The organism is Oricola nitratireducens (genome assembly GCF_014904745.1).
In the GTDB taxonomy this organism is placed as follows: Bacteria; Pseudomonadota; Alphaproteobacteria; order Rhizobiales; family Rhizobiaceae; genus Oricola; species Oricola nitratireducens.
The window spans coordinates 43,276-64,354 of sequence record NZ_JACZCS010000051.1 but is presented as its reverse complement, the minus strand read 5'-3'; the positions used below and the strand labels follow the sequence as shown (position 1 = coordinate 64,354).

Below are 21,079 nucleotides of genomic sequence, written 5' to 3'. Positions count from 1 at the left end.
CGCTGAATTCGCCCGATCCCTTCCGCTCCATCGAGATCGTCGCCAACGCGTTCGGCGACCGTATCCTTGTCGGCGCCGGAACGGTGCTGACTCCCGCCGATGTCGACCGGCTCAATGATGCCGGCGGCCGCCTTCTGGTTTCGCCGAATATCGACGCGGCGGTGATGGCGCGCGCCGGCGAGCATGAAATGGTCACCCTGCCCGGCGTGTTTTCGCCGACCGAGGCGCTGGCCGCCGTCGCCGCGGGCGCCTCCGGGCTGAAATTCTTTCCGGCAAGCGTCCTCGGCCCCGCCGGCATCAAGGCGATCTCTGCGGTTCTGCCTCCCGGTCTGGTCATCGGCGCGGTCGGCGGCGTTTCCGATCTCGATTTCGAGGCCTATGGACGTCAGGGCATTCGCGTGTTCGGGCTCGGCTCGTCGATCTTCCGGCCCGGCATGGACCCGGCGGAAATCGCGCGCCGCGCCAAAAAGACGGTCGCCACATGGGACGCCGTCTTCACCGGAACATTGGAGGTCTGAGCCGATGGTTGCTGCCAGAAAACAGATACTCGGTGTCTGTTACTATCCCGAACACTGGCCGGATGAGCGCTGGGACGAGGATGCTCGCATGATGGCCGACGCCGGCATCGCCCGGGTGCGCATCGGCGAGTTCGCCTGGAGCCGGATCGAGCCGCAGCCCGGAGGCTACGACTGGGACTGGATGGACCGCGCCTTCGAGACACTCGCCGCGCATGGTCTTGGCATCGTCCTCGGCACGCCGACGGCGACACCGCCGAAGTGGCTGGTCGACTCGATGCCCGACATGATCGCCCTCGACAGGAACGGAAATCCGCGCGGTTTCGGTTCACGCCGCCACTACTGTTTCAGCCATCGGGGCTACCGCCGCGAATGTGCCCGTATCGTCACCGATCTGGCGAAACGCTACGGCCGCCATCCGGCGCTGGCGGCCTGGCAGACCGACAATGAATACGGTTGTCACGACACGGTCGAAAGCTATTCGCGCGCGGCGCTTGAGGGATTTCGCGATTGGCTGTCACAGAAATACCAGTCGCCCGACGCGCTCAACCGCGCTTGGGGCAACGTATTCTGGTCGATGGAGTACCGTTCCTTTGAGGAGATCGGCCTGCCGAACCTCACCGTAACCGAAGCGAACCCATCGCATGTGATGGATTTTCAGCGCTATTCGTCGGACCAGGTCGTCGCCTTCAACCGGCTCCAGACCGATATTATCCGGGCGCATTCGCACGGCGTGCCGATCGCGCACAATTTCATGGGCCGCTTCACCGGTTTCGACCATTTCGCGGTAAGCCGCGATCTCGACATCGCATCCTGGGATTCCTATCCGATCGGCTTCCTCGACCGCGACACCAGCGACGAGGAGAACAAGCGCCACTATCTCGGTGTCGGCGATCCGGACAACCAGGCGCTGCACCACGATCTCTACCGCACATGTGGCCAGGTGCGGAACGGTGAGTCCGAAGGACGCTGGTGGGTGATGGAGCAGCAACCCGGGCCGGTCAACTGGGCGCCATGGAATCCGGCGCCGTTTCCCGGCGCCGTGCGGCTCTGGGCGTGGGAGGCCTTCGCGGCGGGAGCGGAAGTCGTCAGCTATTTCCGCTGGCGCCAGCCCTCATTCGCACAGGAACAGATGCACGAGGCCCTGCTGTTGCCCGACGGCGAACCGAACGAGGCGTTCGAGGTCTGTTGCCGTGTCTCGCGCGAGCTCGAATCGATCGGCGCCATTGCGGCGCCGAAGCGCCAGGACGTTGCGCTCGTCTTCGACTACGAAAGCGCCTGGGCCTGGAAAATCCAGCCGCAAGGCCGCGACTTCAGCTACATCGATCTCGTGATGCGCTTCTACCGCGCGCTTCGCCAATGCGGCGTTTCGGTCGACGTCGTTCCGCCCGATCCGGGGGCTGTTTCGGATCGCAGGCTTGTTGTGGTGCCCGGCTTGTTCGCGGGAACGCAAGCGTTGATCGACGCACTCGTCGCAGGCGATGCCACCGTTCTGCTCGGTCCGCGGACCGGATCGAAGACCGCCGACTTCCATATCGCCGACGGTCTGCCGCCCGGTCCGTTCCGCAGGCTGATCGATGTGAACGTTCGGCGCGTGGAAAGCCTGCCGCCATTCGCGAGCGTGCCGCTTGCGGATGGCGGACGCTTCGACGGCTGGCGCGAATTCCTGGTGCCCGGTAACGGCGTCGTGACGAAGCGCGCCGCCACCGACGGTCATCCCGCCCATGTCGCGCAAGGCCGCGTACATTATCTCGGCGGCCGTCCGGATGAGGAGACAGCGAAAGCCATTACAGACGAAATCCTGCAGGAGGCAGGCATCGAAACCCTCGATCTCCACCGCGACATCAGGGTCCGCGACAACGGCGCGGTGCGCTATGTCTTCAATTACGGACCGGAACCGGTTGATGTCGCCGATATTTTTGATGGCGCACAAACATTGTTCGGGACGACAGTCTTGCCACCGCGAGAAGTTGCCGCCTTCAGACTTCAGCCGGAATGAAGGGAACCCGGTGCGATCGCGTCGAATGACCGCGATCGCTATTCTGAATGCCGCAAGCAGTCGCTCGGGCCACTGATGGGATGTCGAAAATCCGATTCGCGATTTCCAATCGTCCGGGTCGACGGCCCGTGCCCGCATTTCCAGGACTCCGTACACGGCGTAGTCCTATTGAGCTGCCGCCGCGGCGCTACCCTTGGCAATCGCGCGCGCGGCTGTCTGTCCGTCTGCCCCGGAGCGGCGGGCGACCGTCAGGCCAGGAGCATCCGCGCCGCCGTGACCGAGAGGAACAGCGCGAAGACAAGCTTCAGCACCCGCTGATTGAGAGCATGCGCCAGCTTCGCGCCCTGCGGAGCGAAGAGATAGCTCACAGGCGAAATGATCAGCGCGGCGGGGATGCTGACGAAGCCGAGGCTCGCCGGCGGCAGCCCCTCGACGCCGAGGCCGGCATAGATGAAACCGATCACCCCCGGAATTGCGATCATCAGCCCCATGGCGGATGCCGTACCGACCGCGCGGTGCACCGGAAAGGAGAAGGCCGAAAGGGTCGGCACCGACAATGTGCCGCCGCCGATACCCATCAGCGACGAGATAATGCCAATGACACCTGCGATCACTCGGTTGATCCAGTTGCTACTCGGCAAATGTTCCGAGATCACAAGCGTCTTCGGGATCATCATGTTGATCGCGACGAGCAGGCCGACGACGCCGAAGATGGACCGCAGGCTGTCGCCCGAAACCACTTTGGCAAGCGCCCCTCCGATGACCGCCCCCACGATCACCGCCGGCCCCCAGAGCTTCAGCAAGTCACGATCCACTGTCCCGCGCTTGTTGTGCGCGCGCATCGACGAAATCGAGGTCGGTATGATCGTCGCGAGCGAGGTCGCGACTGCCAGATGGCTCGCATATTCGGGAGCGATCTTGAAAGTCTGAAGCACCCAAAAGAGCACCGGCACGATGACGATGCCACCGCCCACGCCCAGCAATCCGGCGAGCGTTCCCGATATCATGCCGGTAACAACCATTCCCGCGGCGAGAATGGCGAGGGTCACGCTGTCTAGCGTGGTCGGATCGAAGGGAAGGTTCAACTCGTTTCACCTTAATTAGTCGGGCTTAATTGCGATCAGGGCCCGTTACGGGCCCTGACATGTGGCCTTGATACAGCGCCTCAGGCGAACTTCAGTGACGTACCATGCCTGCATCCACATTCAACGTCTGCCCGGTAATCCACCGTGCATCGTCGGACGCCAGGAACGCGACAACATCGGCGATGTGCTCGGGCTGGCCCTTGCCTTTGACCGCCTGCAGCATCTCGACGAACTCGAATGCGTCTTTGTGCGGGCTGTCCTTCACGCCGTCACTCTCGATCAGGCCGGGCGTCACGGCGTTGACCGTGATGTTGTGTGCGCCGAGTTCGGTTGCCAGCGCTCGGGTCAGGCCGATGACGCCGCCCTTCGCCGCAACATAGGCCGCCATGTTCGGCGTGCCTGCGAAAAAGGTGTTCGATGCGATTGAAATCACCTTCCCGGCCTTGCCCTTGGCGCGCATCTGGTCTGTTGCCGCGCGGGTCACGAGGAACGCGCCGGTCAGGTTGACCGAGATAATCTTCTGCCAATGGGCCAGGTCGACATCGTCCCAGGCGATGAACGGCACGATGCTGGCATTGTTGACCAGGATATCGATGCCGCCGGTCTTGGCTTCGATGGCGTCGAACAATGCCGTGACAGAATCCGGATCGGAAACGTCCACGGCGATCGCCATGGCCTTGCCGCCAATTTCCTCGGCGGCCTTCCTGCCGCCCTCTTCATTCACATCGCTGATGATCACGGTCGCGCCATCAGCTGCGAGCCGGGTGGCGATCGCCTTGCCGATACCCTGCGCCGCGCCTGTCACCAATGCTGTCATTCCAGCAAGCCTGTCCGTCATGTGCTGTTTTCCTTCCACTCGTTGTTCTGTCATTCCGCGCCGTCGATGACGGCCATGGCCGCGTCGACCGCCTTGCCGACCTCGACCTTGTGGCCAAGGGCGCAAAGTGCGCCGGCGTAAGCCGTCAGGCCCGCAACCGCGTAGATCGGCTGAGCAGTCGGGCCCATGTGTCCGATGCGGGTCAGCTTGCCCAGGGTTTCGCCCCGACCGGCCGAGAACACCACGCCGTAGCGTTCCCGCGCCGCGTGACGGAGCTTTTCCTCGTCGATCCCGTCCGGTGTGCGAACCGATGTCGTGGTCGGCGACGCGATGGCATCGGAGGCCGCCCAGGGCGAGATCCCGATTGCCCGCAGGCCGGCGCGCGTGGCCTTTGCAGTCAGCGCGTGACGGGCCCAGACGTTCTCCGGACCTTCCGCGAGATAGAGATCGAGCGCCACATCGAGACCGTTGATTTCCGCAACCGACGGCGTGAACGGGAACGGCTCCTGCCGCGACCAGGCATTTTCCCAGTCGAGGATGCTCAGCATCGACGCGCGCGGCGCTGCCTTGTTGGCCTTCATTTTCGCCCAAGCAGCCTCGCTGACGCCGAGCAGTGTCAGGCTTGGCGGTGCGCCGAGGCACTTGTTTGGACCGGTCACGTAGATCGACGCCCGGCAGTCGTCCGGATGCGTTTCCATCCCGCCGAAGGAGGAAACCGCGTCGACAATCAGATATGCGCCGTGATCGGCCACGATCGCGCCAATCTCGTTGATTGGATTGATCGTGCCCGACGGGGTGTCGTGATGGCAGACGCAAACGATCGTGATTTCCGGATGCTTCTTCAGCATGTCGGCGACAGCCTGCGGATCGATGGATTCGTTATAGGGAACCTCGATCTCGAGAAGGTTCGGCGTATAGCGGTTCGCCCAGTAGCCGAAACCCTTGCCGTAGACACCAGACGCCAGGTTCAGCACCGTATCTTCCGGCGTGATAAGCGATGCCGCGGCAGCCTCGAGCCCGAGGACGGGTTCGCCCTGCAGGATGACCGGACGGTTGGAAAGCCGCATGGCCTTCTGTGCCTTGTCGATCACCCTTTCATAGAAAAGTTGGAATGCGGGATCGTAATCGTAAAGCACCGTGCGGCCGAGACCCCGCAACACGTCCGCATAGGCGTTGACTGGCCCGGCGGTCAACGTGATGACCGCTTCCTTGTCGTCGGAATAACGCATTGAATTCTCCTGTCCGAAATAACGCCTAGCTGTAGAACTGCGTGCCCGTGCGATAGGTTTTGAAGTTCTCCATATCGTGCGAGTAGATCAGCTCCGCATCGTGATCTTCGGCGAGTTTCTTCACACGGTGCATGGATTCGACACCTGCGACCGGATCGATATGGAAGGAAGCCTGGCAGAGTGTATCCAGGCTCTGCTCGGTATATGCCGCGTCGATGGTGAACATGATCGGGCGCCGGTTGGCGAAATTGACCATCAGGCTGTAATGGCCGATCGAGTGACCAGGGGTCGCGAAGAGCTTGACGCCTTTCGCGAGTTCGACATCGCCCTCGATTCCTTCGAACGTCGAGTTCTGCGCCGTCGTGCCGGGCAGAAGCTGGTCGGTCACGCCGCGGGCTTCCGCCGCTTCGGCCGAGAAGCTCAGGTCCGAATAGCCGAGATGTTCGAACGGCTGCGGGTTGCAGGCCTGCGGCACTTCAAGCTTGTGACAGATCTTCTTGGCGTCCGGCAGATACTTGTTGCCGCCGCAATGGTCGAAATGGAAATGCGAATTGAAGACAACGTCGATGTCCTTCGGCTCGAGGCCGATCAGCTTCAGCGCGCCGGGGATCGTTTGATCCTTGGTCTGTATCGGTTTTTCGAAGGGCAGCACCTTCATGACATGGTCGTAGTCGTAGCCGGTATCGATCAGGAAGCGGCCTTCCGCATGTTCGACCAGGATCGAGTAGACCGGGAAACGGACTTCACCACCGGGGCCACGGTTCCAGAACACGTGATAGCCGTCGAGGACCAGCGAGCCGCCATCCAGAAGATAAACCTTTGTATCAGACATTTTTCACTCCTCTTGGTGGCCGGCTTGCTTGGTCAGCCGGCGTTTGGTGTTTCAGGTCAGCGCGCGCCCCGCTCATAGGGAATTCCGAGCGCGGCCGGCAGCGTCGAGCGCCGACCGAACATGATCAGCATCGCCATCACGGCAAGGAACGGGATCATTTGGATGAGGTCGGTGGGGATGTTGATGCCGGCGACCTGCAGCGCGGTCGTCAGCGACAGACAGATGCCGAAGACCATTGCACCGATCAGTACCCAGACCGGGCGTCCCCGCGCCAGCATGGCGAGCACGATGCCCAGAAACCCTGCCCCATTGGTTATAAAGGGCACGAAGATGCCGGCGCCGATATTGGCCATATAGGCGCCGCCGAGGCCTGCGAGCGTTCCGGTTGCAAGCACCGCGAAAGCGCGCGTGCGGAATACGTCGACACCGGAGACATCAAGCGCCGCGGGCTTGTCGCCGGCCGCCTGAAGGTTCAAGCCCAGCTGCGTGCGGCGATAGATGAAGGTGGCCACGAAGACCAGCAGCACGGCGATATAGACGAGCAGATGTTGCTTGAAGAAGGCGGGGCCGATCACCGGAATGTCGGAAAGAATAGGGATCACGGTCGGATCCGCCGCTGGCAGACGCGGATAGGTCCGCGAGAACTGGAAATGGTGTAACAGCGCCGTCAAACCTTCACAGCCCAGCGTCAGGCCGATGCCGATGACGATTTGGTTGAGCCCGTGCCGGACGCACAAGATCACCATGATGCAGGACACCAGCAACCCGCCGACCGCCCCGGTCAGGAAGCCGAACCACAGCGAGTTCGTCAGATAAGCGCCGAGGAAACCGGTATAGGCGCCCATGAGCATCATCCCCTCGATGCCGATATTCAGCACACCGGACTTTTCCGACATCTGCTCGCCGAGGCCTGCCAGAAGCAGCGGGACCGCGGCCGTCACGGCGCCGAAGAGAAGCGCACTCAGGAAAACATTCGTAAACAGGTCGCTCATCGTCTCACGCCTTCACTGAGTTGTTGTGCCGGTGGTCGATATATTCGGCGATCGCCAGCACGATCAGGACGATCGAGACGAGCAGAAGCGTGAAGACATTCGGGACGCCGAGACGGCGGGCCGCGCTTTCGCCGCCGATTTGCATGACCGAAAGCAACAGCACGAAAGCGATCGACGCGAAGCCGTTGAAACGCGCCAGGAAAACCATCGGGACGACCATCAGCGCATAGGCCGGATTCCAGTTCGCACGAACATTGCCCTGGACGCCGAGAATGTCGATCGCACCGCCCATGCCGCATAATCCTGCGGAAATGGCAAACACCGCCACGGTCAACAGCGGAACGCCGAGACCGGAGTGAACGGCGGCGCGCGGGTTCGCGCCGACGATCCGCAGCTTCAGGCCGAAAGCCGTGCGGGTCATCATCAGATGGACCGCGATGATGGCGACCAACGCGAAGACCAGGCCGCTGGTGATCGTGGTGTCGAACAGGCGCGGCAAACGGTCGGTCACCGGCAACGTCCGTGTCTGCGGCACTGTCGTCGACGGATCGAGGAACACGAGCTTGACCATGACATTGGCAAACGACGTCCCGAGAAAGGTCATCATCAAGGTCGTGATAATCTCGTTGATGCCCTGGTAGGCACGCAGCAATGCGGGGACCAACGACCAAGCGACAGCGATCAGGGTGGCAAGCAAAAAGGCTAGAACGACAGCCAGCCAGACCGGCAGGAAATCGGCGAGATACGGCGCCGCCGCAGCCGCCGTCACCGCTCCGAGGAGGAACTGCCCGTCGGCGCCAAGGTTCCAGATGCCGGCCCGAAAGGCAACGATCAGCCCTGCCGCGATGAAAAGCAGTGGTGCCATGCGGGTCAGCGTTTGCTGGACCCCCGACGGCGAGAACAGCCCGCGATCGATGACATAGCTGTAGTAGGTCAGCGGATTTATGCCAAAGGCGAGCAACAGGAGGCCGGCGATCACGAGCGCGATCAGGATTGGCCCGAGGGTCATGGCGATGCGCTTCAAGAAGGCCTTGCGCGCCTGTTTCGCATGCGACGCGTCGATATCCGTTGCGGCGTTCGTTGTTGCAGTGTGCGCGCTCATTCTTCCAGACCAATCATCAGCCGGCCAATTTCCGTCCGGGCGTTTTCACCATTGTTGACCATGCCAACCAGTTTCCCCTCCGCCATGACCGCGATCCGGTCGCAGAGCCCGAGGAGTTCCTCCAGATCGGTCGAGATCAGAAGAACGCCTTTCCCTTCGGCCGCGATGTCGAGGATGCGCTGACGGATCGCGAGCGTGTTGGCGAGATCGAGGCCATATGTCGGCTTGTTGAAGATGACGAGCCGCGCACCCTCGGCAAGTTCGCGGGCCAGCACGACCTTCTGGATATTGCCGCCGGACAGGCGGCCGACCGGCGTATGGCCGCGCGGCGTGCGCACGTCGTATTCTGCAATCAGCCGCTCGGCATGCTTTTCAATGTCGGAGGTCTTTTCGAAACCCTTGTTCCAGAGCGGCGGCTTGCCGACTTCCTTCAGCAAAAAGTTCATTGAGACCGGGAACGTCCCTACCGTACCTTCACCAAGCCGGTCGTCCGTCAGATAACGCAAACCGGCATCGCGCCGTCCGCCCACGGAAAGCGATTCCACGTTGCGTCCGTCGAGGACAATCTTACCGCTTGCGCCGCTGATCTGACCGGCCAGGACTTCGGCCAGTTGCTTCTGGCCGTTGCCGTCGATACCGGCGATCCCCAGCAATTCGCCTTCGCGAACATCGAAGGAAATATTGTGCAGGCCCGGAGACGTCTGGGTCGCGGGAAGGTTCACCCCATCGACGGCAAGAACGGTCTTCGCGTCTTCGGCGATGGTTGTGCCGGCGCGTTTGCCGTTTTCCGGGTCATCGCTGCGCTTGCCGAACATCATGTCCACGATCTCCGTGACGAGATCGTCCTCATGCAGCGCCTGGAAGCGTTCCGGCGTGATTTCCCCCACCTTGCGGCCGAGCTTGAGGACCGAGATCCGGTCACCGAATGCTGCCGCCTCGCGCAGCTTGTGGGTGATGAAGACGATGGCGAGGCCACGCTCGACCAGACGGCGCATCAGCGCGCCGAGTTCCTCAATACCGGACGGTGTCAGCATCGATGTCGACTCGTCCAGAATGACCATACGACTGTTGCGCAGAAGCGCGCGCATGATCTCGACGAATTGCTGCTCACCGAGCGACAGATCGGATGCGACCGCGTCGAGATCGACCTGCATGCCGAGGGATTTTGAGAGCGCCTCAACCTCGGTGCGCAGGCTTTCCTTCCGGGGCCGCTGCCACCAGGGCGCGCCAAGCAGAAGGTTTTCGGCGACCGTCAGCGTCGGCACCAGCATGGTATGCTGGAACACCGTGCCGATACCGAGTGCGAGCGCGTTGCGCGGCGATGTGATCGCACGCACCTCGCCGTCGATCAGGATGCGCCCTTCGTCCGGCTGCTGCAGCCCTGAGAGCATGCCGATGAGAGTTGATTTTCCCGCACCGTTCTCGCCCAAAAGGACGTGGACTTCGCTAGGCCGGATTTCAAGATTGACGGCATCATTGGCGACAACGCCGGGAAACCGCTTGGTCACGCCCTCGAGCGTTATGATGGGCTTGTCGCCGGGACTGACTGATCGTTCGGATAGCACGCGCATTTCCAGAATCTGTATTTGTTTGCTTCATGAGGCGGGGAGGAGCGGCAACGCCCCTCCCCGTTTTTGGCTCATTCCTTGACGTCGCTCATCAGGGCACGTACCTGCGTGGCTTCAAAAATCGGCTCGACCTTGATCGCGCCGGAGATGACGTCTTCGCGAAGGGTCTGCACCTTCGCCCAGACATCGTCGGGAATCTGCGGCGTCTTGAGCAGCTTGAGCGAGTCGTCCGCGAGGCCGATCGAGTAGCTCTTGGTGCCGAAGGTGTCGTTCTTCAGGTCTTCGATCATGGCCGCGTAGACCGGCTCGATGTTCCAGATCACCGACGACAGGAGATAACCCTTGTCGATGGGTGACTTGTCGCCGATCACATCGATGAAGTAGACCTTGCCGCCGTCGGTCGCCTTGGTGGTTTCCACCGCCTGCAGCATCCCGAAGCTGGAGCCGTTGCCCTGGCCAAAGATGATGTCGGCACCGGCAGCGATTACGCTCTCGGTCACGCGCTTGCCGCCTGCGGCGTCGCTGTATGCTGCGGGCCCGATCACGGCATAGATCACCTTGACGTCCGGATTTTCCGCCTTGACGCCCTGAGCGAATGCAGCCGACTGCGAATTCCAGGACGGCGGCTCACCGGAAACGACGATGCCAACAGCCTTGGTGCGGCTCATCATGGCTGCCATGCGGCCGGCAAGATAGGCGCCTTCATGGCCGGACAGGGTGTAATCGGCGACGAGACCCTTCTTCATTGCGGAGGGGTTATCGACGATGGCGACCGGCACTCCGGTTTCCTCGGCGATTTCCGGCGCTGCCGTATTGTAGCCGCTGGCATGGGCGATCATCAGGCTAGCGCCCCCTTCGGCCAATTCACGCAGGGTCGGACGGACATCGCCGTAGCCGAGCCCCTGGGCAACGATCGCCTCGATGCCTGCTGCCTTGGCCGCGGCCTTGGCCCCATCGACACCTTGCTGGTTCCAGCCGTAGTCAGTACCTTCTTCCGGCGTAAGAATGGCTATCGATTTGACTTCCGCAGCAAAAGCTCCGCTAAGCATAACGCCAGATAATATTATGGCGCTCGCAGTAGAGATTATGTAATTTTTCATCTGTACCTCCAAGTTGGCTGTTGTTGTATCGTTGATACTACGATAGTGTCCCGCCCGTGATCAGTCTTTTAATCTCATTTGGATGGGCATTATGTTGAAGCTCGCATTGGTTGTTCAAACTGCAGCCTTTCTCACCTGCACTGTTCCCTCGGAAGCGGTCGAGCTCAGACCGGTTTCGGTGCGCAAGGGAACCGAAGGACTCGTCAACACACCGTTGGTGGTCGCAAATTCGGGCTCGGTACAGCTGGCCTGCAAAGCAAACCTCGCGCACTGGTACTCGACCGAAATCGCAACTGTGGCTCCGGACGCTACGGCACGGATCGACCTGTGGTTCGACCCGAAGACCGGCACGTACACGCTGCTCAACGACAAGCGAGAGAACATGCCGGTTGAGGCGCTCTGGTGCGGAATCGACGGCCGCGCATACGCCACCCGCGCGCGCCTGCCGCTCGACCGCCGGCTGGCAGCCGAGCATTCCGCGAACACCGTGCGGTGTTCGGCAGATGCGGGGCGAACGGTCTGCGAATAGCGGGCCATCGCGCTTACTTCGCAGCCTTTGCGTCGACCAGCGCCTTCATCTGGTCGTATTCCGCCTTCACCGCCGGATCGGCATCCACCAGCTTGGTGGCGAGATCGGCGAACTCGGCTTCCATCTTGGACTGGTCTTCATCCGACAGGTGGTTCACGACACCGCCATTGTCCGTCCAGATCTTGTAAGTGCGCTCGACGTTCTTGATGCCCCACGGAAAGACCGCGGTTTCAGCAGCTCGGCCGGCGTCGATGATCGCTTGGCGGACATCTTCCGGCTGCTGCTGAAACCAGTCTTCGTTGACGACGGTCACCGAAACGATCTCGGCGAAACGAAGATCGGTGATGTTCTTGCCGATATCGTAATACTTGAACGCGGTAAGGATCGGCATCCCGACGAGCAGGCCGTCGAGACCGCCATTCTCCAGCGCCGGAACGACTTCGGTCAGTGCGAGCGGCAGCGGCGTAACACCGAGAAGCTCCATCGGCTTGACCTGCATCGGGGACGCGAAGGTGCGGATTTTCAACCCCTTCATCTCGTCCAGCTTGGTCACCGGCTTCATGGTGAAGACCACGGTCGGGCTGTTGTAGATCGCACCGATCACACGCAGGCCCTTGTCGAGGAACATCGTCTCCATGTGGTTGCGATATTCCGGATCATGGATTGCGGCGTCGACATCCTGCGGCGTCTTGAAGAGACCCGGGACATCGAATGCCTGGAATCGCGGATCGACGTTCGTCATGAACGATGTCGGTGTGGTGAATGCCTCGATCGTGCCAAGCAATACGCCTTCCGCCATACGGGGGATCGGGCCCAGCTGGCTCGCCGGATAGATTTCGGTCGTGACCTTGTCGCCGATGCGCTGCTTGAGTTCCTCGGCGAACACTTTCTGCCACTCATGCTGAACATCGTTGATGGTTGCCGAAGCGAGCTTCATCGTGGACGCCTGGGTGGTTGTCACCGATGCGCTCATCAACAGCAACGCCATGGACGTGCCGACGGCCGCGGCGCGAATGAATGACTTGATCATGCGTGTTCTCCTTCGGGTCAAAGTGAAGCACCGAGCATCAGGGATAGCTGCGGGACATAGGTGATGATGACGAGCGCGATGATCTGCACCGCGACGAACGGCAGAACGCCGCGATAAAGCGAATGAACCGGCAGGTTGGTCACGGTCTGCGCGACGAAGAGGTTGAGGCCGAAAGGCGGCGTGAACATCCCGATCGCAAGATTGACCGTCATGATGATGCCGAAGTGGATCGGATCGACACCCACCGAAACCGCGATCGGAACCAGCAGCGGCGCCAACACAAGGATCGCCGAGGTCGGATCGAGGAAGCAGCCGACGACCAGCAGCACGAGGTTGACCGCGAGCAGGAAGGTCACGAGGCTCATGTTCATCGCCTCCATGCCCGCCACGATTGCCTGCGGCACGCCCTGGGTGGTCAACAACCAGGTCAGTACGCCAGCGGCGGCGACGATGATCATGATCTGCGCCGATAGCATCGCCGAGTTGGCGGCACTGCGGATGATCTCCGCCCAGGTCATCGAGCGGTAGATGAAGCGCGCGACGATCATTGCGTAGAGGCAGGCAAAGCCACCGGCTTCAGTCGGCGAGAACCAGCCATTGTAGATACCGCCGAGGATCACGACCGGCATCAGGATCGCCCAGACCGCACCCTTGGTCGCGCTCCAGATCTCGCGTGGATCGAAGGATCCGGAAATTGGCAGTTTCTTGACCACAGCGACGGCCACGATGAAGGTCGCCATCAGCAGCGCGATCAACAGGCCGGGAAGAACTCCCGCCACGAACAGACGCGGGATCGATTGTTCGGCCGCAAGACCGTAAAGGATCATCGCGATACTCGGCGGAATGACGATGTCGATCGCGCCGGCCGATGCGAGTAGGCCCGCTGATCGCTCGGTTCCGTATCCGGCGCCGACGAGTTTGGGATAAAGCGTCTTCCCGAGGGCCGCGACCGCTGCGGCGCTGGAGCCCGAGATCGCACCGATGGCTGCCGATGCGCCCACGGTTGCGACACCAAGACTTCCGGGCAGCCGACCGGTCAGCGCGAGCACGAAGACGATCAGGCGTGAGGCGATACCGCTTGCCGCCATCAGTTCGCCGGCGAAGACGAAAAACGGGACCGCGAGCAACGCGTAATTGTCGAGTCCGCCGAAAATAACTTGGTGCAAGACCACCGGTGGGGTCGGCAGAACGAAGAAGAGCGTCAGAACCGCGCCTGATAGAAAGACGAGAAAGACCGGCGTACCGAGCGCGAGGAATACGACGGGTATGACAGCGAGCGTGAAGATCATGCGCTGTCCCCCCGGCGGGCATCGCTGGCGGGCGCACCGGCGAGAAGGAACAGGTCCCGGATCAGGCACACGAACGAGATCACGGCCATCGCACCAAAACCGATGAGGAGCGCGGAATGCGGGATCGTCATCGGAATGCCGAGCGTCATGCTCTTCGTTCCAAGTCGCGCGATCTTCGATACGAACAACCACGACGCATGGAAGGCGTAGGATGTGGCCGCGAGCCCAATCAGGTCATGGACGACATACAGAAAATGGAGCCGGCGGCCCGTCGCGTAGGACGGCAACAGGTTGACGCAGATGTGCCGGCGGCCGGCGAGCGCGAGAACCGCGCCCACCATGACGACGAAGATCATGATGAACACCATGAGCTCGTCGGCGCCCGTCATCGAGGCCGAGAAGAGATACCGGCCGGTAGCGTTGACAACGTTGATAAGGACAACCCCGATCAACACCAGACCCAGCACCCACTCGACGGCGGAACCGAGATGGCCCAGCGGCCCCTTGGAACCGCCATCGTCGGCCTTGATATCCCGGTATGCCGCCGATTTGCCCATTGAATCAGCTCCGGCCTTCCAGAATGCGGCGCACAGCGATCAGCTTGCTGGCCCTGTCCGCCTGGAGTTCGGCGATCCTGTCCGGCGTGTAGCTGTAGATCCCCTCTCCCGACTTGATGCCCAACCTGCCGGCCTCCGTCTTCTCCGTGACGATCGGAGCCACGTCGTTGCGGTTTGCGAGGTCTTGGTTGAGGAAGGAGGATACGGACCGGTAGATATCGAGCCCTGCCATGTCGAGCAGGGCCATCGGGCCGACCACCGCGATCTTGTAGCCGATGCCCCACGAAACGCAGGTATCGATATCCTCAGGCTCGATCACGCCGCGCTCGACCAGGTCGACAGCCTCGCGCAACAGCGCGTAAAGGACGCGGTTTTCGACGAAGCCCGGCACGTCCTTCTTGACGACCACCGGCAGAAGCCCCAGCGAGCGAATGAGGTCGCGAATCGTTGCGACGGTTTCCGGCGCGGTCTGCTCGCCGGCGATTACCTCGATCATCGGGATGATGTGCGGCGGGTTCGACCAGTGCATTCCGACAAAGCGGCCGGGATTGGAGATATTTGCCTGCAGCTTGGTGATCGGTATGCCGGAAGTGTCGGTGGCGACGATCACGTCGGAACCGATATGCTTCTCGATCTCCCGATAGGTCTCGGCCTTGATCTCGGCGTTTTCGGGCACGTTCTCGATCACGAGATCCGCGCCATCGACCGCTTCGGCGATCGAGGCCGCCATTTTCACGGTCCCCTCGCCGCTCTCGGGTGCGACAATCTCCAACCTGTCGAGCACGCCGGCCGCGACACCGAGCATCGCGTTTGCGCGCTCGATCGCCGCTTGCGACACATCAAAAGCAACCACATCCAGGCCGCCCCGCGTCAACCGCGCGGCAATGCCGGGACCCATCGTCCCGAGACCGATGAGGGCTACCCGCCGGATCGTCATCAGGCAACCTTTGCGGCTGCGCTGGCACCGGTTGCGCGCTCGAAGGCCGGACGCGCTTCCATTGCGGCGACCCAGCGTTCGAGGTTCGGCAGGGCCGGACGATCGATCTTGAAGCCGATGCAGCGCTTGATCACCGGGGCGCAGGCGATATCGGCGATCGTCAGCTTGTCGAGCGCAAAGAAGTCCTTGCCGGCCAGATGTGCATCCATGATTTTGAGCTGATCGACCAGCCCCTTGACTTCAGCCTTGTAGGCATCCGTGTGCTCTTCCGGCGGAAGCTTCGCGCCCTTGAACGCGGCGAGATAGCCGGCATTGACGGCGGCGAGCAGGAAATCCATCCAGCGCTCGACTTCGGCCTTTTCGGCCGGTGTCGAGCCGGTCAGTTCCGGTGCGGCGACGTTGGCGATGTAGCGCAGGATGGTGTTGGATTCCCAGATCACCACATCACCATCGATGAAGGTCGGAACCTTCGACGTCGGGTTCATCGCCTTGTATTCGGCGGTCTGCGTATTCTCGAACTGGCGACCATAGTCTTCGCGTTCGTAGGCAGTGCCCATTTCCTCGAGCATGAAGAGGACTTTCTGGACATTGCCGGAGGTTTGGCGGCCTAGAATTTTGTACATATGAATTTCTCCTCGATCCGGGTTCCGGCTCAGCTCTTCTTGGAGAGCGGCTTGTAGACGATGGCGTCCATTTCGATTTTGGTGCTGATAACCGCCCTGGCCTCGACCGTGGTACGCGCCAGGACCGCGTCGCCAATGCCTTCGAGAAATGCGCGGTTATAGCGGCCGAAGTCGCGTGTATCCTCGAGGTAGGTCGTAATGCGCACGACATCCGAGAGCGTTGCCCCTTCATGGGCGATCACGCGTTCGATGGTCTTGAGCGTCGCGAGTGTCTCTTCCTCGATCGTGCCGGAGATCATGTTGTTGTTCTCGTCCTTGGCCACCTGGCCCGAGACGAAAATGAAGTCGCCGGCGCGGACTGCTGGATGGAATGGCAGGTTCGGATTCTTGTTGCCGATCGCGTAATGCGTATCCGATTTCTTTGATTTGTCTGACACAAGCGTCTCCTAGAAAACCGATGTCTCGATGATGTCGACGCCGCGAATCCGATCGATGAGATAGATGATTCCGCGATCGTCGATGGTCACGTCATTGGACGAGGAACGCTCCGCGCCCTCCGGCGCGTCCGGCATGAAATGCCCCACTTCCTTCGGCGCGAAGGGGTCCGCGATATCGACCAGACGCAGGCCCTGGGCGAACCATGCAAACGGAATAATCGACCCCTTGAAGCGTTCGGAGGGCTGGTGGCAACCGGTCATTGGCGGCTGAGGCGCGCCGTCCGGATCGATCCCCGGCACCTGGAAGGTCGAGATCGGCAGCGGATTTGTCTCGTCCGTGATATCGTAGATCCATGCGAACGACGGCGGCGACGGATGGAGCTTGGCCACGTCCTCGTCCGCGACGACCATGATGTTGCGCCCCTTCAAGGGCTGCGGGATCGGCAGGCAGGTATGCGTCGGATGCGGGAAGGACGGACTCGAATTCATGTGCGCGATAGCGCGCGGCTTGGTCATGTCCGAGATATCGAGAATGAACAGTCCATGATGCCAGTAGCTGACATAGAGCCGGTCACCCATGCGCAACGGATGGTGGCAACGCGGCGTGACGTAATTGTGCCAGGGATATTCCTCGCCGCCGCCGGTCCACTGACCGGGGATCCACCAGCGCCCGACTTCCACCGGATTGGCGGGATCGATCAGATCGAGGATCATCACGATATTGCCGACGTAGCCATCCGCGGTCGGCGAGATATAGGCGTAGCGGCCATCGTAATCGTATCGATGAACGCCCTTGCCGCCGGTGATCCATTTGGAGATCAGCTTCGGCTCGGCCGGCTTGCTGGTATCGTATATCGCGAGGCCACCGCCGAATTCAGCCGGCCCCTCGTTTCCGAAGCGCTCGTGGTTGATGATCATCAGGCCGTCCTTGACCCGCACCTTGTGCGAGTGCCAGCCCGGCGGGACGTCGATCGTGGTAATTTTCTTCGGATTCCGTGGATCGGATATATCGACCAGGGTCGTCCCGCTGGGCGGACGCATGTGGCCAATATAAAGGATGTTTCCGTCCACCCACACCTGACCGCCGCCGGGGCAATCAATGTGGCCGAGAAGCTTTGTGTTTAACGCTGAAACCAACTGATTTTCACTTTCAAGAATCCGGAACGTGAACCAAAGGGTCACGCCCCGCGGCAGCGCGGGGCGTGACGTTCATTCGGATCATGCGAGACGCAGCAGATCGCCGGCCTGGTTGCGGCCGTAACGCTTATAGAGGTGAAGATGCTTCTGGGTCGGCGCATCGGTTGCACCGAAGAAGATCACCGGTTCGGTCGGCGATTCATTGACATGTTCGACCCAGCAGCCGCCCGGGATGGCGATCGTATCGAACTGATCCCAGTCAAAACGCTCACCGTCGATGATCGAGTGACCCTTCCCGCGGAACGGGGCGAGCAGGAGGCTCGCGGTTTCCCGCTGCGGCAAGGTCTTTTCGCCGGGACGCAGCATCTGGACATAGAAATTGATGGTCTGGAAGACCGGGCCGCCGGTGGTCGGATCGATATAATCCACCACAATGCCTTCATGCGGATCACCGTCCCAATCCTTGTGGGCGTCCAGGACAGCCTCCATCACTTCCCAGCGATAGACATACATGGGCGAGGACAGGCCGCCGCCGCGCTTATGGTCGACGAAACGAGGCATCATGCCGCCAGCGCCATAGATCCGCTGCGAGTAATCCGTCGGATAACGCGCGGTCTGCACCTTCCTGGCGACTTCCTTGCCGTCTTCGATCTCGGTGTAGTTGTGGTCGAAATGCACGGCATGCAGGGTTTCCACCAGCGGAAGGTCGAGAACCGAGAGGTTCACCGCTTGCTCGCCGCCGACAGTGCCATGATTGTGCCAGGCATCGTTGGGGGTCAGGACCATGTCGCCGGGTCCGAAGGTCACGTCCTCGCCCTCGACGCCCGTGAAGTTGCCCTCGCCGGTCAGGCCGAACCGGATGGCGCTCGGCGAGTGCTTGTGCGGCGGCATGATCTCGTCAGGATCGTTCAACCGGTAAGCCGTATACATCGTCGATACCGATGCGCGCTTCGGCGCGAGACCGGGATTGACCAGAATCAGGGAGCGGCGCTCGCTGTCGTCCATCGTCACCAGCTGAGCGGCGCGCTGCAGCAAAGGCTCGATGTCGGAATATTTCCAGACGAACGGGATTGCCTTCGAGGTCGCCATCAGCTGGGCGATCTCGTCATGCTCCACGCCTTCCGACGTCGCCCAGAAGGGGAACATGTTCTTGGAATAGAGGTCGTCATAAAGCCCCTTGAGCGCCGCCTTCTTATTGCTGATCGCGTCGTTCGCCGTTTGCGTATGAGACATATCAACCACCTTCACTACCGGAGAGAATTTTTCTTAACCAAGATAACCGTAGCAGATTGGTTGAGTGCATCAATACAGAAATTTGCATCCGGTTAAGTTTTTTTGGTTGAGGCTACAACCACCTGCCTCATAAGGCGTCACGCGATGGCGCTTTAAAATCTTTCTGTTATATAACAAAGAGTTATAAGAGAATTTATTGTGCATCCGGGACTTGTCCCGTCACCCGGAACGATCCGAAGAATGGCCGCGAAAAGATTCAACCAATAGCAATTTGGTTGAATTCCACCAAAAGGCGTCAGGCAGCAACCTTTTGCCTGGCAGCGGCCCTGATCAAGTCTGACGCCTTCTCCGCGATCATGATCACGGCGGCGTTGATATTGCCGCTGGGCAGATCCGGCATCACCGAAGCGTCAACCACCCTCAGCCCCTCGACACCGCGCAGCATCAGGTCCGAATCGACCACGGATGTCTTGTCCACCCCCATCCGGCATGTCCCCGCGGGATGGTGGACCGTAATCGACGTATCGCGGATATGGGCATCGATCGCCTCGTCCGTCCGGCAATCGGGACCCGGGAAAAACTCGGCATCCACGAATGGTTGCATCGACGGTTGCGCGGCGAGCGTGCGGGCCACCCCCAGGCCGTAGCGAAGCGACTGCCAGTCCCTTTCGGACGACAGGAAGTTCTGGTGGATGCGCGGCGCCTCGAACGGGTCTGCAGAAGAGAGCCCGACATACCCCCGGCTTTCGGGTTGAACCGCAACGATTCGGGTGGCGAAACCATCCGTGAACGGCTGCTTGAAAGGTGGGAAATAGGGCCAGGCGGCCAGCGGCGCCGCAGTGAACAGCAGCTGCACATCCGCCACGGGACGGCTCTCGTCACTCTTCAGGAATGCAACCACGCCCCCCGGCACATCGGCCGAAAAACCACGCCCGGTCAGGTACGTTTTCGCGAAATCCAGGCCAATCCGATCGGCTCGCATCATCTTGAGGAACGGCCCCGGTTCCTTGCGCCGGTACATCAGGATCACCGATACGTGATCCTGCAGGTTCGCACCGACATTCGGTGAAGAAACAACGGCTTGAATACCCAACTCGCCGAGTTTGCGACCATCCCCGATGCCTGAAAGCATGAGAAGCTGCGGCGTGTTGATGACCCCACCGGACAGGACCACTTCGCGCCGCGCACTGGCCGTTTTCGCGACACCGCCCTGCTGGTAATCGATCCCTGTGGCGCGTCCGCCCTCCAGCCTGATCCTGGTCGCCATCGCCTTGGTCGCAACCTTGAGGTTGGGCCGGCGCATGGCCGGCCGCAAATAGGCCGAGGCGGTGGAGTTGCGGCGTCCGTTGGCGATCGTCATCTGCAGCCGGCCGAAGCCTTCGTGCTCAGCGCCGTTGTAGTCCTCGGTTTGCGGATAACCGGCGGTTCTGCTCGCCTCGGCGAAGGCATCGATCAGTTCGTCCTTGTAGCGGCAGACCTGGGTGCGCACCGGGCCGTTTCCGCCGCGATATTCACTCTCGCCGCCTTCCCAGCTTTCCTGCTTCTTGAAGTAGGGGAGAACCTTCTCGAACGACCAGTCCGTCAGTCCGGTTTGCGCCCACCGGTCGAAATCCGCGCGATCGCCGCGCACATAGGCCATGGCGTTTGTTGACGAGCACCCACCTATGACCTTGCCGCGGGCGCACTCGACCTTGCGGCCGCCGACATTGGCCTCCGGTTCGCAGAAATACATCCAGTCATGGCGGCGTTCAGTGAGGATCTTGCCCCAGCCAAGCGGAATATGGATCATCGGATCGCGATCCCAGTCGCCGGCCTCGAGCAGCAGCACCGATACCGCCGGATCCTCCGTCAACCGATTCGCGAGCACGCACCCGGCAGAGCCGGCGCCAACGATGACATAGTCAAATTCCTCGGTCGCCGTCATGCCATGTCCTTGAAAAATATGAAGTGGTTGTGAAGCTGCTCATGCCGGCAGGCATCCGACGCCTCATTTCAAATCAACCACGCGGTTGGGCCGGTTGTCAACCATGAGAAAACCAGCTAAAAGATGGTTGAGTACGAATCTCTG

Annotated in this window: 20 protein-coding genes; 3 read left to right on the top strand and 17 right to left on the bottom strand. The window is 61.2% G+C overall.

Annotated elements, in window-relative coordinates:
* On the top strand, positions 1 to 518 hold a 518-nt coding region (locus tag IG169_RS22740; protein WP_193178562.1), incomplete at its 5' end, for a 2-dehydro-3-deoxy-6-phosphogalactonate aldolase.
* Positions 519 to 522: 4 nt separating this feature from the next.
* Positions 523 to 2,514, top strand: a complete 1,992-nt coding sequence (locus IG169_RS22735; protein WP_193178561.1) for a beta-galactosidase — start codon at positions 523 to 525, stop codon at positions 2,512 to 2,514.
* 248 nt (positions 2,515 to 2,762) lie between these two features.
* Here IG169_RS22735 and IG169_RS22730 read toward each other — a convergent pair whose 3' ends face one another.
* The 8 genes from IG169_RS22730 to IG169_RS22695 form a co-directional block, all read right to left on the bottom strand.
* Positions 2,763 to 3,599, bottom strand: coding sequence for a sulfite exporter TauE/SafE family protein (locus tag IG169_RS22730; protein WP_246717529.1), 837 nt, complete (start codon positions 3,597 to 3,599; stop codon positions 2,763 to 2,765).
* Positions 3,600 to 3,690: 91 nt separating this feature from the next.
* A complete protein-coding gene (gene pldH / locus IG169_RS22725; RefSeq protein WP_193178560.1) occupies positions 3,691 to 4,437 on the bottom strand; it encodes a pyridoxal 4-dehydrogenase, SDR-type in 747 nt (248 codons plus the stop codon).
* Between the two features lie 29 nt (positions 4,438 to 4,466).
* Entirely contained in the window at positions 4,467 to 5,645 is a 1,179-nt protein-coding gene (ppaT, locus tag IG169_RS22720) for a pyridoxamine--pyruvate transaminase (protein WP_193178559.1), read from the bottom strand.
* Positions 5,646 to 5,670: 25 nt separating this feature from the next.
* On the bottom strand, positions 5,671 to 6,477 hold the full coding sequence (gene pldA / locus IG169_RS22715; RefSeq protein WP_193178558.1) for a 4-pyridoxolactonase: 807 nt from the start codon (positions 6,475 to 6,477) through the stop codon (positions 5,671 to 5,673).
* A 56-nt stretch (positions 6,478 to 6,533) separates the two neighbouring features.
* Positions 6,534 to 7,469, bottom strand: a complete 936-nt coding sequence (locus tag IG169_RS22710; protein WP_193178557.1) for a putative B6 ABC transporter permease subunit 1 — start codon at positions 7,467 to 7,469, stop codon at positions 6,534 to 6,536.
* Between the two features lie 4 nt (positions 7,470 to 7,473).
* Positions 7,474 to 8,571, bottom strand: coding sequence for a putative B6 ABC transporter permease subunit 2 (locus tag IG169_RS22705; protein WP_193178556.1), 1,098 nt, complete (start codon positions 8,569 to 8,571; stop codon positions 7,474 to 7,476).
* Positions 8,568 to 10,142, bottom strand: coding sequence for a putative B6 ABC transporter ATP-binding protein (locus tag IG169_RS22700; RefSeq protein ID WP_193178555.1), 1,575 nt, complete (start codon positions 10,140 to 10,142; stop codon positions 8,568 to 8,570). Before IG169_RS22700 ends, IG169_RS22705 begins: the two co-directional genes overlap by 4 nt.
* A gap of 68 nt (positions 10,143 to 10,210) precedes the next feature.
* On the bottom strand, positions 10,211 to 11,239 hold the full coding sequence (locus IG169_RS22695; RefSeq protein ID WP_193178554.1) for a putative B6 ABC transporter substrate-binding protein: 1,029 nt from the start codon (positions 11,237 to 11,239) through the stop codon (positions 10,211 to 10,213).
* A gap of 91 nt (positions 11,240 to 11,330) precedes the next feature.
* Here IG169_RS22695 and IG169_RS22690 point away from each other — a divergent pair, with 91 nt between their 5' ends.
* A complete protein-coding gene (locus tag IG169_RS22690; protein ID WP_193178553.1) occupies positions 11,331 to 11,768 on the top strand; it encodes a hypothetical protein in 438 nt (145 codons plus the stop codon).
* A 13-nt stretch (positions 11,769 to 11,781) separates the two neighbouring features.
* On the opposite strand, the gene IG169_RS22685 is transcribed toward IG169_RS22690, so the two are convergent.
* From IG169_RS22685 to IG169_RS22645, 9 genes are all read right to left on the bottom strand, one after another.
* Entirely contained in the window at positions 11,782 to 12,798 is a 1,017-nt protein-coding gene (locus tag IG169_RS22685; RefSeq protein WP_193178552.1) for a TRAP transporter substrate-binding protein, read from the bottom strand.
* A 17-nt stretch (positions 12,799 to 12,815) separates the two neighbouring features.
* Positions 12,816 to 14,087: a TRAP transporter large permease gene (locus tag IG169_RS22680; RefSeq protein WP_193178551.1), complete on the bottom strand. Its 1,272-nt coding sequence runs from the start codon at positions 14,085 to 14,087 to the stop codon at positions 12,816 to 12,818.
* Positions 14,084 to 14,644 (bottom strand): TRAP transporter small permease, encoded by a 561-nt coding sequence (locus IG169_RS22675; RefSeq protein WP_193178550.1) that lies wholly within the window; start codon positions 14,642 to 14,644, stop codon positions 14,084 to 14,086. The genes IG169_RS22680 and IG169_RS22675 overlap by 4 nt, the downstream gene beginning before the upstream one ends.
* A 4-nt stretch (positions 14,645 to 14,648) precedes the next feature.
* The gene (fhmpcd1, locus tag IG169_RS22670) at positions 14,649 to 15,581 is read right to left on the bottom strand and encodes a 5-formyl-3-hydroxy-2-methylpyridine 4-carboxylate 5-dehydrogenase (RefSeq protein WP_193178549.1); all 933 of its coding nucleotides are present in this window, start codon (positions 15,579 to 15,581) and stop codon (positions 14,649 to 14,651) included.
* Positions 15,581 to 16,204 carry a glutathione S-transferase family protein gene (locus IG169_RS22665; protein ID WP_193178548.1) on the bottom strand — a complete coding sequence of 208 codons (624 nt, stop codon included), beginning with the start codon at positions 16,202 to 16,204 and terminating at the stop codon, positions 15,581 to 15,583. The genes fhmpcd1 and IG169_RS22665 overlap by 1 nt, the downstream gene beginning before the upstream one ends.
* A 29-nt stretch (positions 16,205 to 16,233) precedes the next feature.
* Positions 16,234 to 16,641, bottom strand: a complete 408-nt coding sequence (locus IG169_RS22660; RefSeq protein ID WP_193178547.1) for a Rid family hydrolase — start codon at positions 16,639 to 16,641, stop codon at positions 16,234 to 16,236.
* Positions 16,642 to 16,650: 9 nt separating this feature from the next.
* The gene (locus tag IG169_RS22655; RefSeq protein WP_343225696.1) at positions 16,651 to 17,712 is read right to left on the bottom strand and encodes an LVIVD repeat-containing protein; all 1,062 of its coding nucleotides are present in this window, start codon (positions 17,710 to 17,712) and stop codon (positions 16,651 to 16,653) included.
* 147 nt (positions 17,713 to 17,859) lie between these two features.
* Complete coding sequence (locus tag IG169_RS22650; RefSeq protein ID WP_193178545.1) at positions 17,860 to 19,011, bottom strand: cupin domain-containing protein; 1,152 nt, start codon at positions 19,009 to 19,011, stop codon at positions 17,860 to 17,862.
* Between the two features lie 295 nt (positions 19,012 to 19,306).
* Positions 19,307 to 20,935 (bottom strand): GMC family oxidoreductase, encoded by a 1,629-nt coding sequence (locus tag IG169_RS22645; protein WP_193178544.1) that lies wholly within the window; start codon positions 20,933 to 20,935, stop codon positions 19,307 to 19,309.
* Between the last annotated feature and the right edge of the window lie 144 nt (positions 20,936 to 21,079).

What these genes read in the sequence shown, in the direction of transcription:
- IG169_RS22735 (WP_193178561.1), top strand. Translation starts at nt 523, where the DNA reads ATGGTTGCTGCCAGAAAACAGATACTCGGTGTCTGTTACTATCCCGAA.
- pldH (WP_193178560.1), bottom strand. Translation starts at nt 4,437, where the DNA reads ATGACGGACAGGCTTGCTGGAATGACAGCATTGGTGACAGGCGCGGCG.
- ppaT (WP_193178559.1), bottom strand. Translation starts at nt 5,645, where the DNA reads ATGCGTTATTCCGACGACAAGGAAGCGGTCATCACGTTGACCGCCGGG.
- pldA (WP_193178558.1), bottom strand. Translation starts at nt 6,477, where the DNA reads ATGTCTGATACAAAGGTTTATCTTCTGGATGGCGGCTCGCTGGTCCTC.
- IG169_RS22710 (WP_193178557.1), bottom strand. Translation starts at nt 7,469, where the DNA reads ATGAGCGACCTGTTTACGAATGTTTTCCTGAGTGCGCTTCTCTTCGGC.
- IG169_RS22705 (WP_193178556.1), bottom strand. Translation starts at nt 8,571, where the DNA reads ATGAGCGCGCACACTGCAACAACGAACGCCGCAACGGATATCGACGCG.
- IG169_RS22700 (WP_193178555.1), bottom strand. Translation starts at nt 10,142, where the DNA reads ATGCGCGTGCTATCCGAACGATCAGTCAGTCCCGGCGACAAGCCCATC.
- IG169_RS22695 (WP_193178554.1), bottom strand. Translation starts at nt 11,239, where the DNA reads ATGAAAAATTACATAATCTCTACTGCGAGCGCCATAATATTATCTGGC.
- IG169_RS22690 (WP_193178553.1), top strand. Translation starts at nt 11,331, where the DNA reads ATGTTGAAGCTCGCATTGGTTGTTCAAACTGCAGCCTTTCTCACCTGC.
- IG169_RS22685 (WP_193178552.1), bottom strand. Translation starts at nt 12,798, where the DNA reads ATGATCAAGTCATTCATTCGCGCCGCGGCCGTCGGCACGTCCATGGCG.
- IG169_RS22680 (WP_193178551.1), bottom strand. Translation starts at nt 14,087, where the DNA reads ATGATCTTCACGCTCGCTGTCATACCCGTCGTATTCCTCGCGCTCGGT.
- IG169_RS22675 (WP_193178550.1), bottom strand. Translation starts at nt 14,644, where the DNA reads ATGGGCAAATCGGCGGCATACCGGGATATCAAGGCCGACGATGGCGGT.
- fhmpcd1 (WP_193178549.1), bottom strand. Translation starts at nt 15,581, where the DNA reads ATGACGATCCGGCGGGTAGCCCTCATCGGTCTCGGGACGATGGGTCCC.
- IG169_RS22665 (WP_193178548.1), bottom strand. Translation starts at nt 16,204, where the DNA reads ATGTACAAAATTCTAGGCCGCCAAACCTCCGGCAATGTCCAGAAAGTC.
- IG169_RS22650 (WP_193178545.1), bottom strand. Translation starts at nt 19,011, where the DNA reads ATGTCTCATACGCAAACGGCGAACGACGCGATCAGCAATAAGAAGGCG.
- IG169_RS22645 (WP_193178544.1), bottom strand. Translation starts at nt 20,935, where the DNA reads ATGACGGCGACCGAGGAATTTGACTATGTCATCGTTGGCGCCGGCTCT.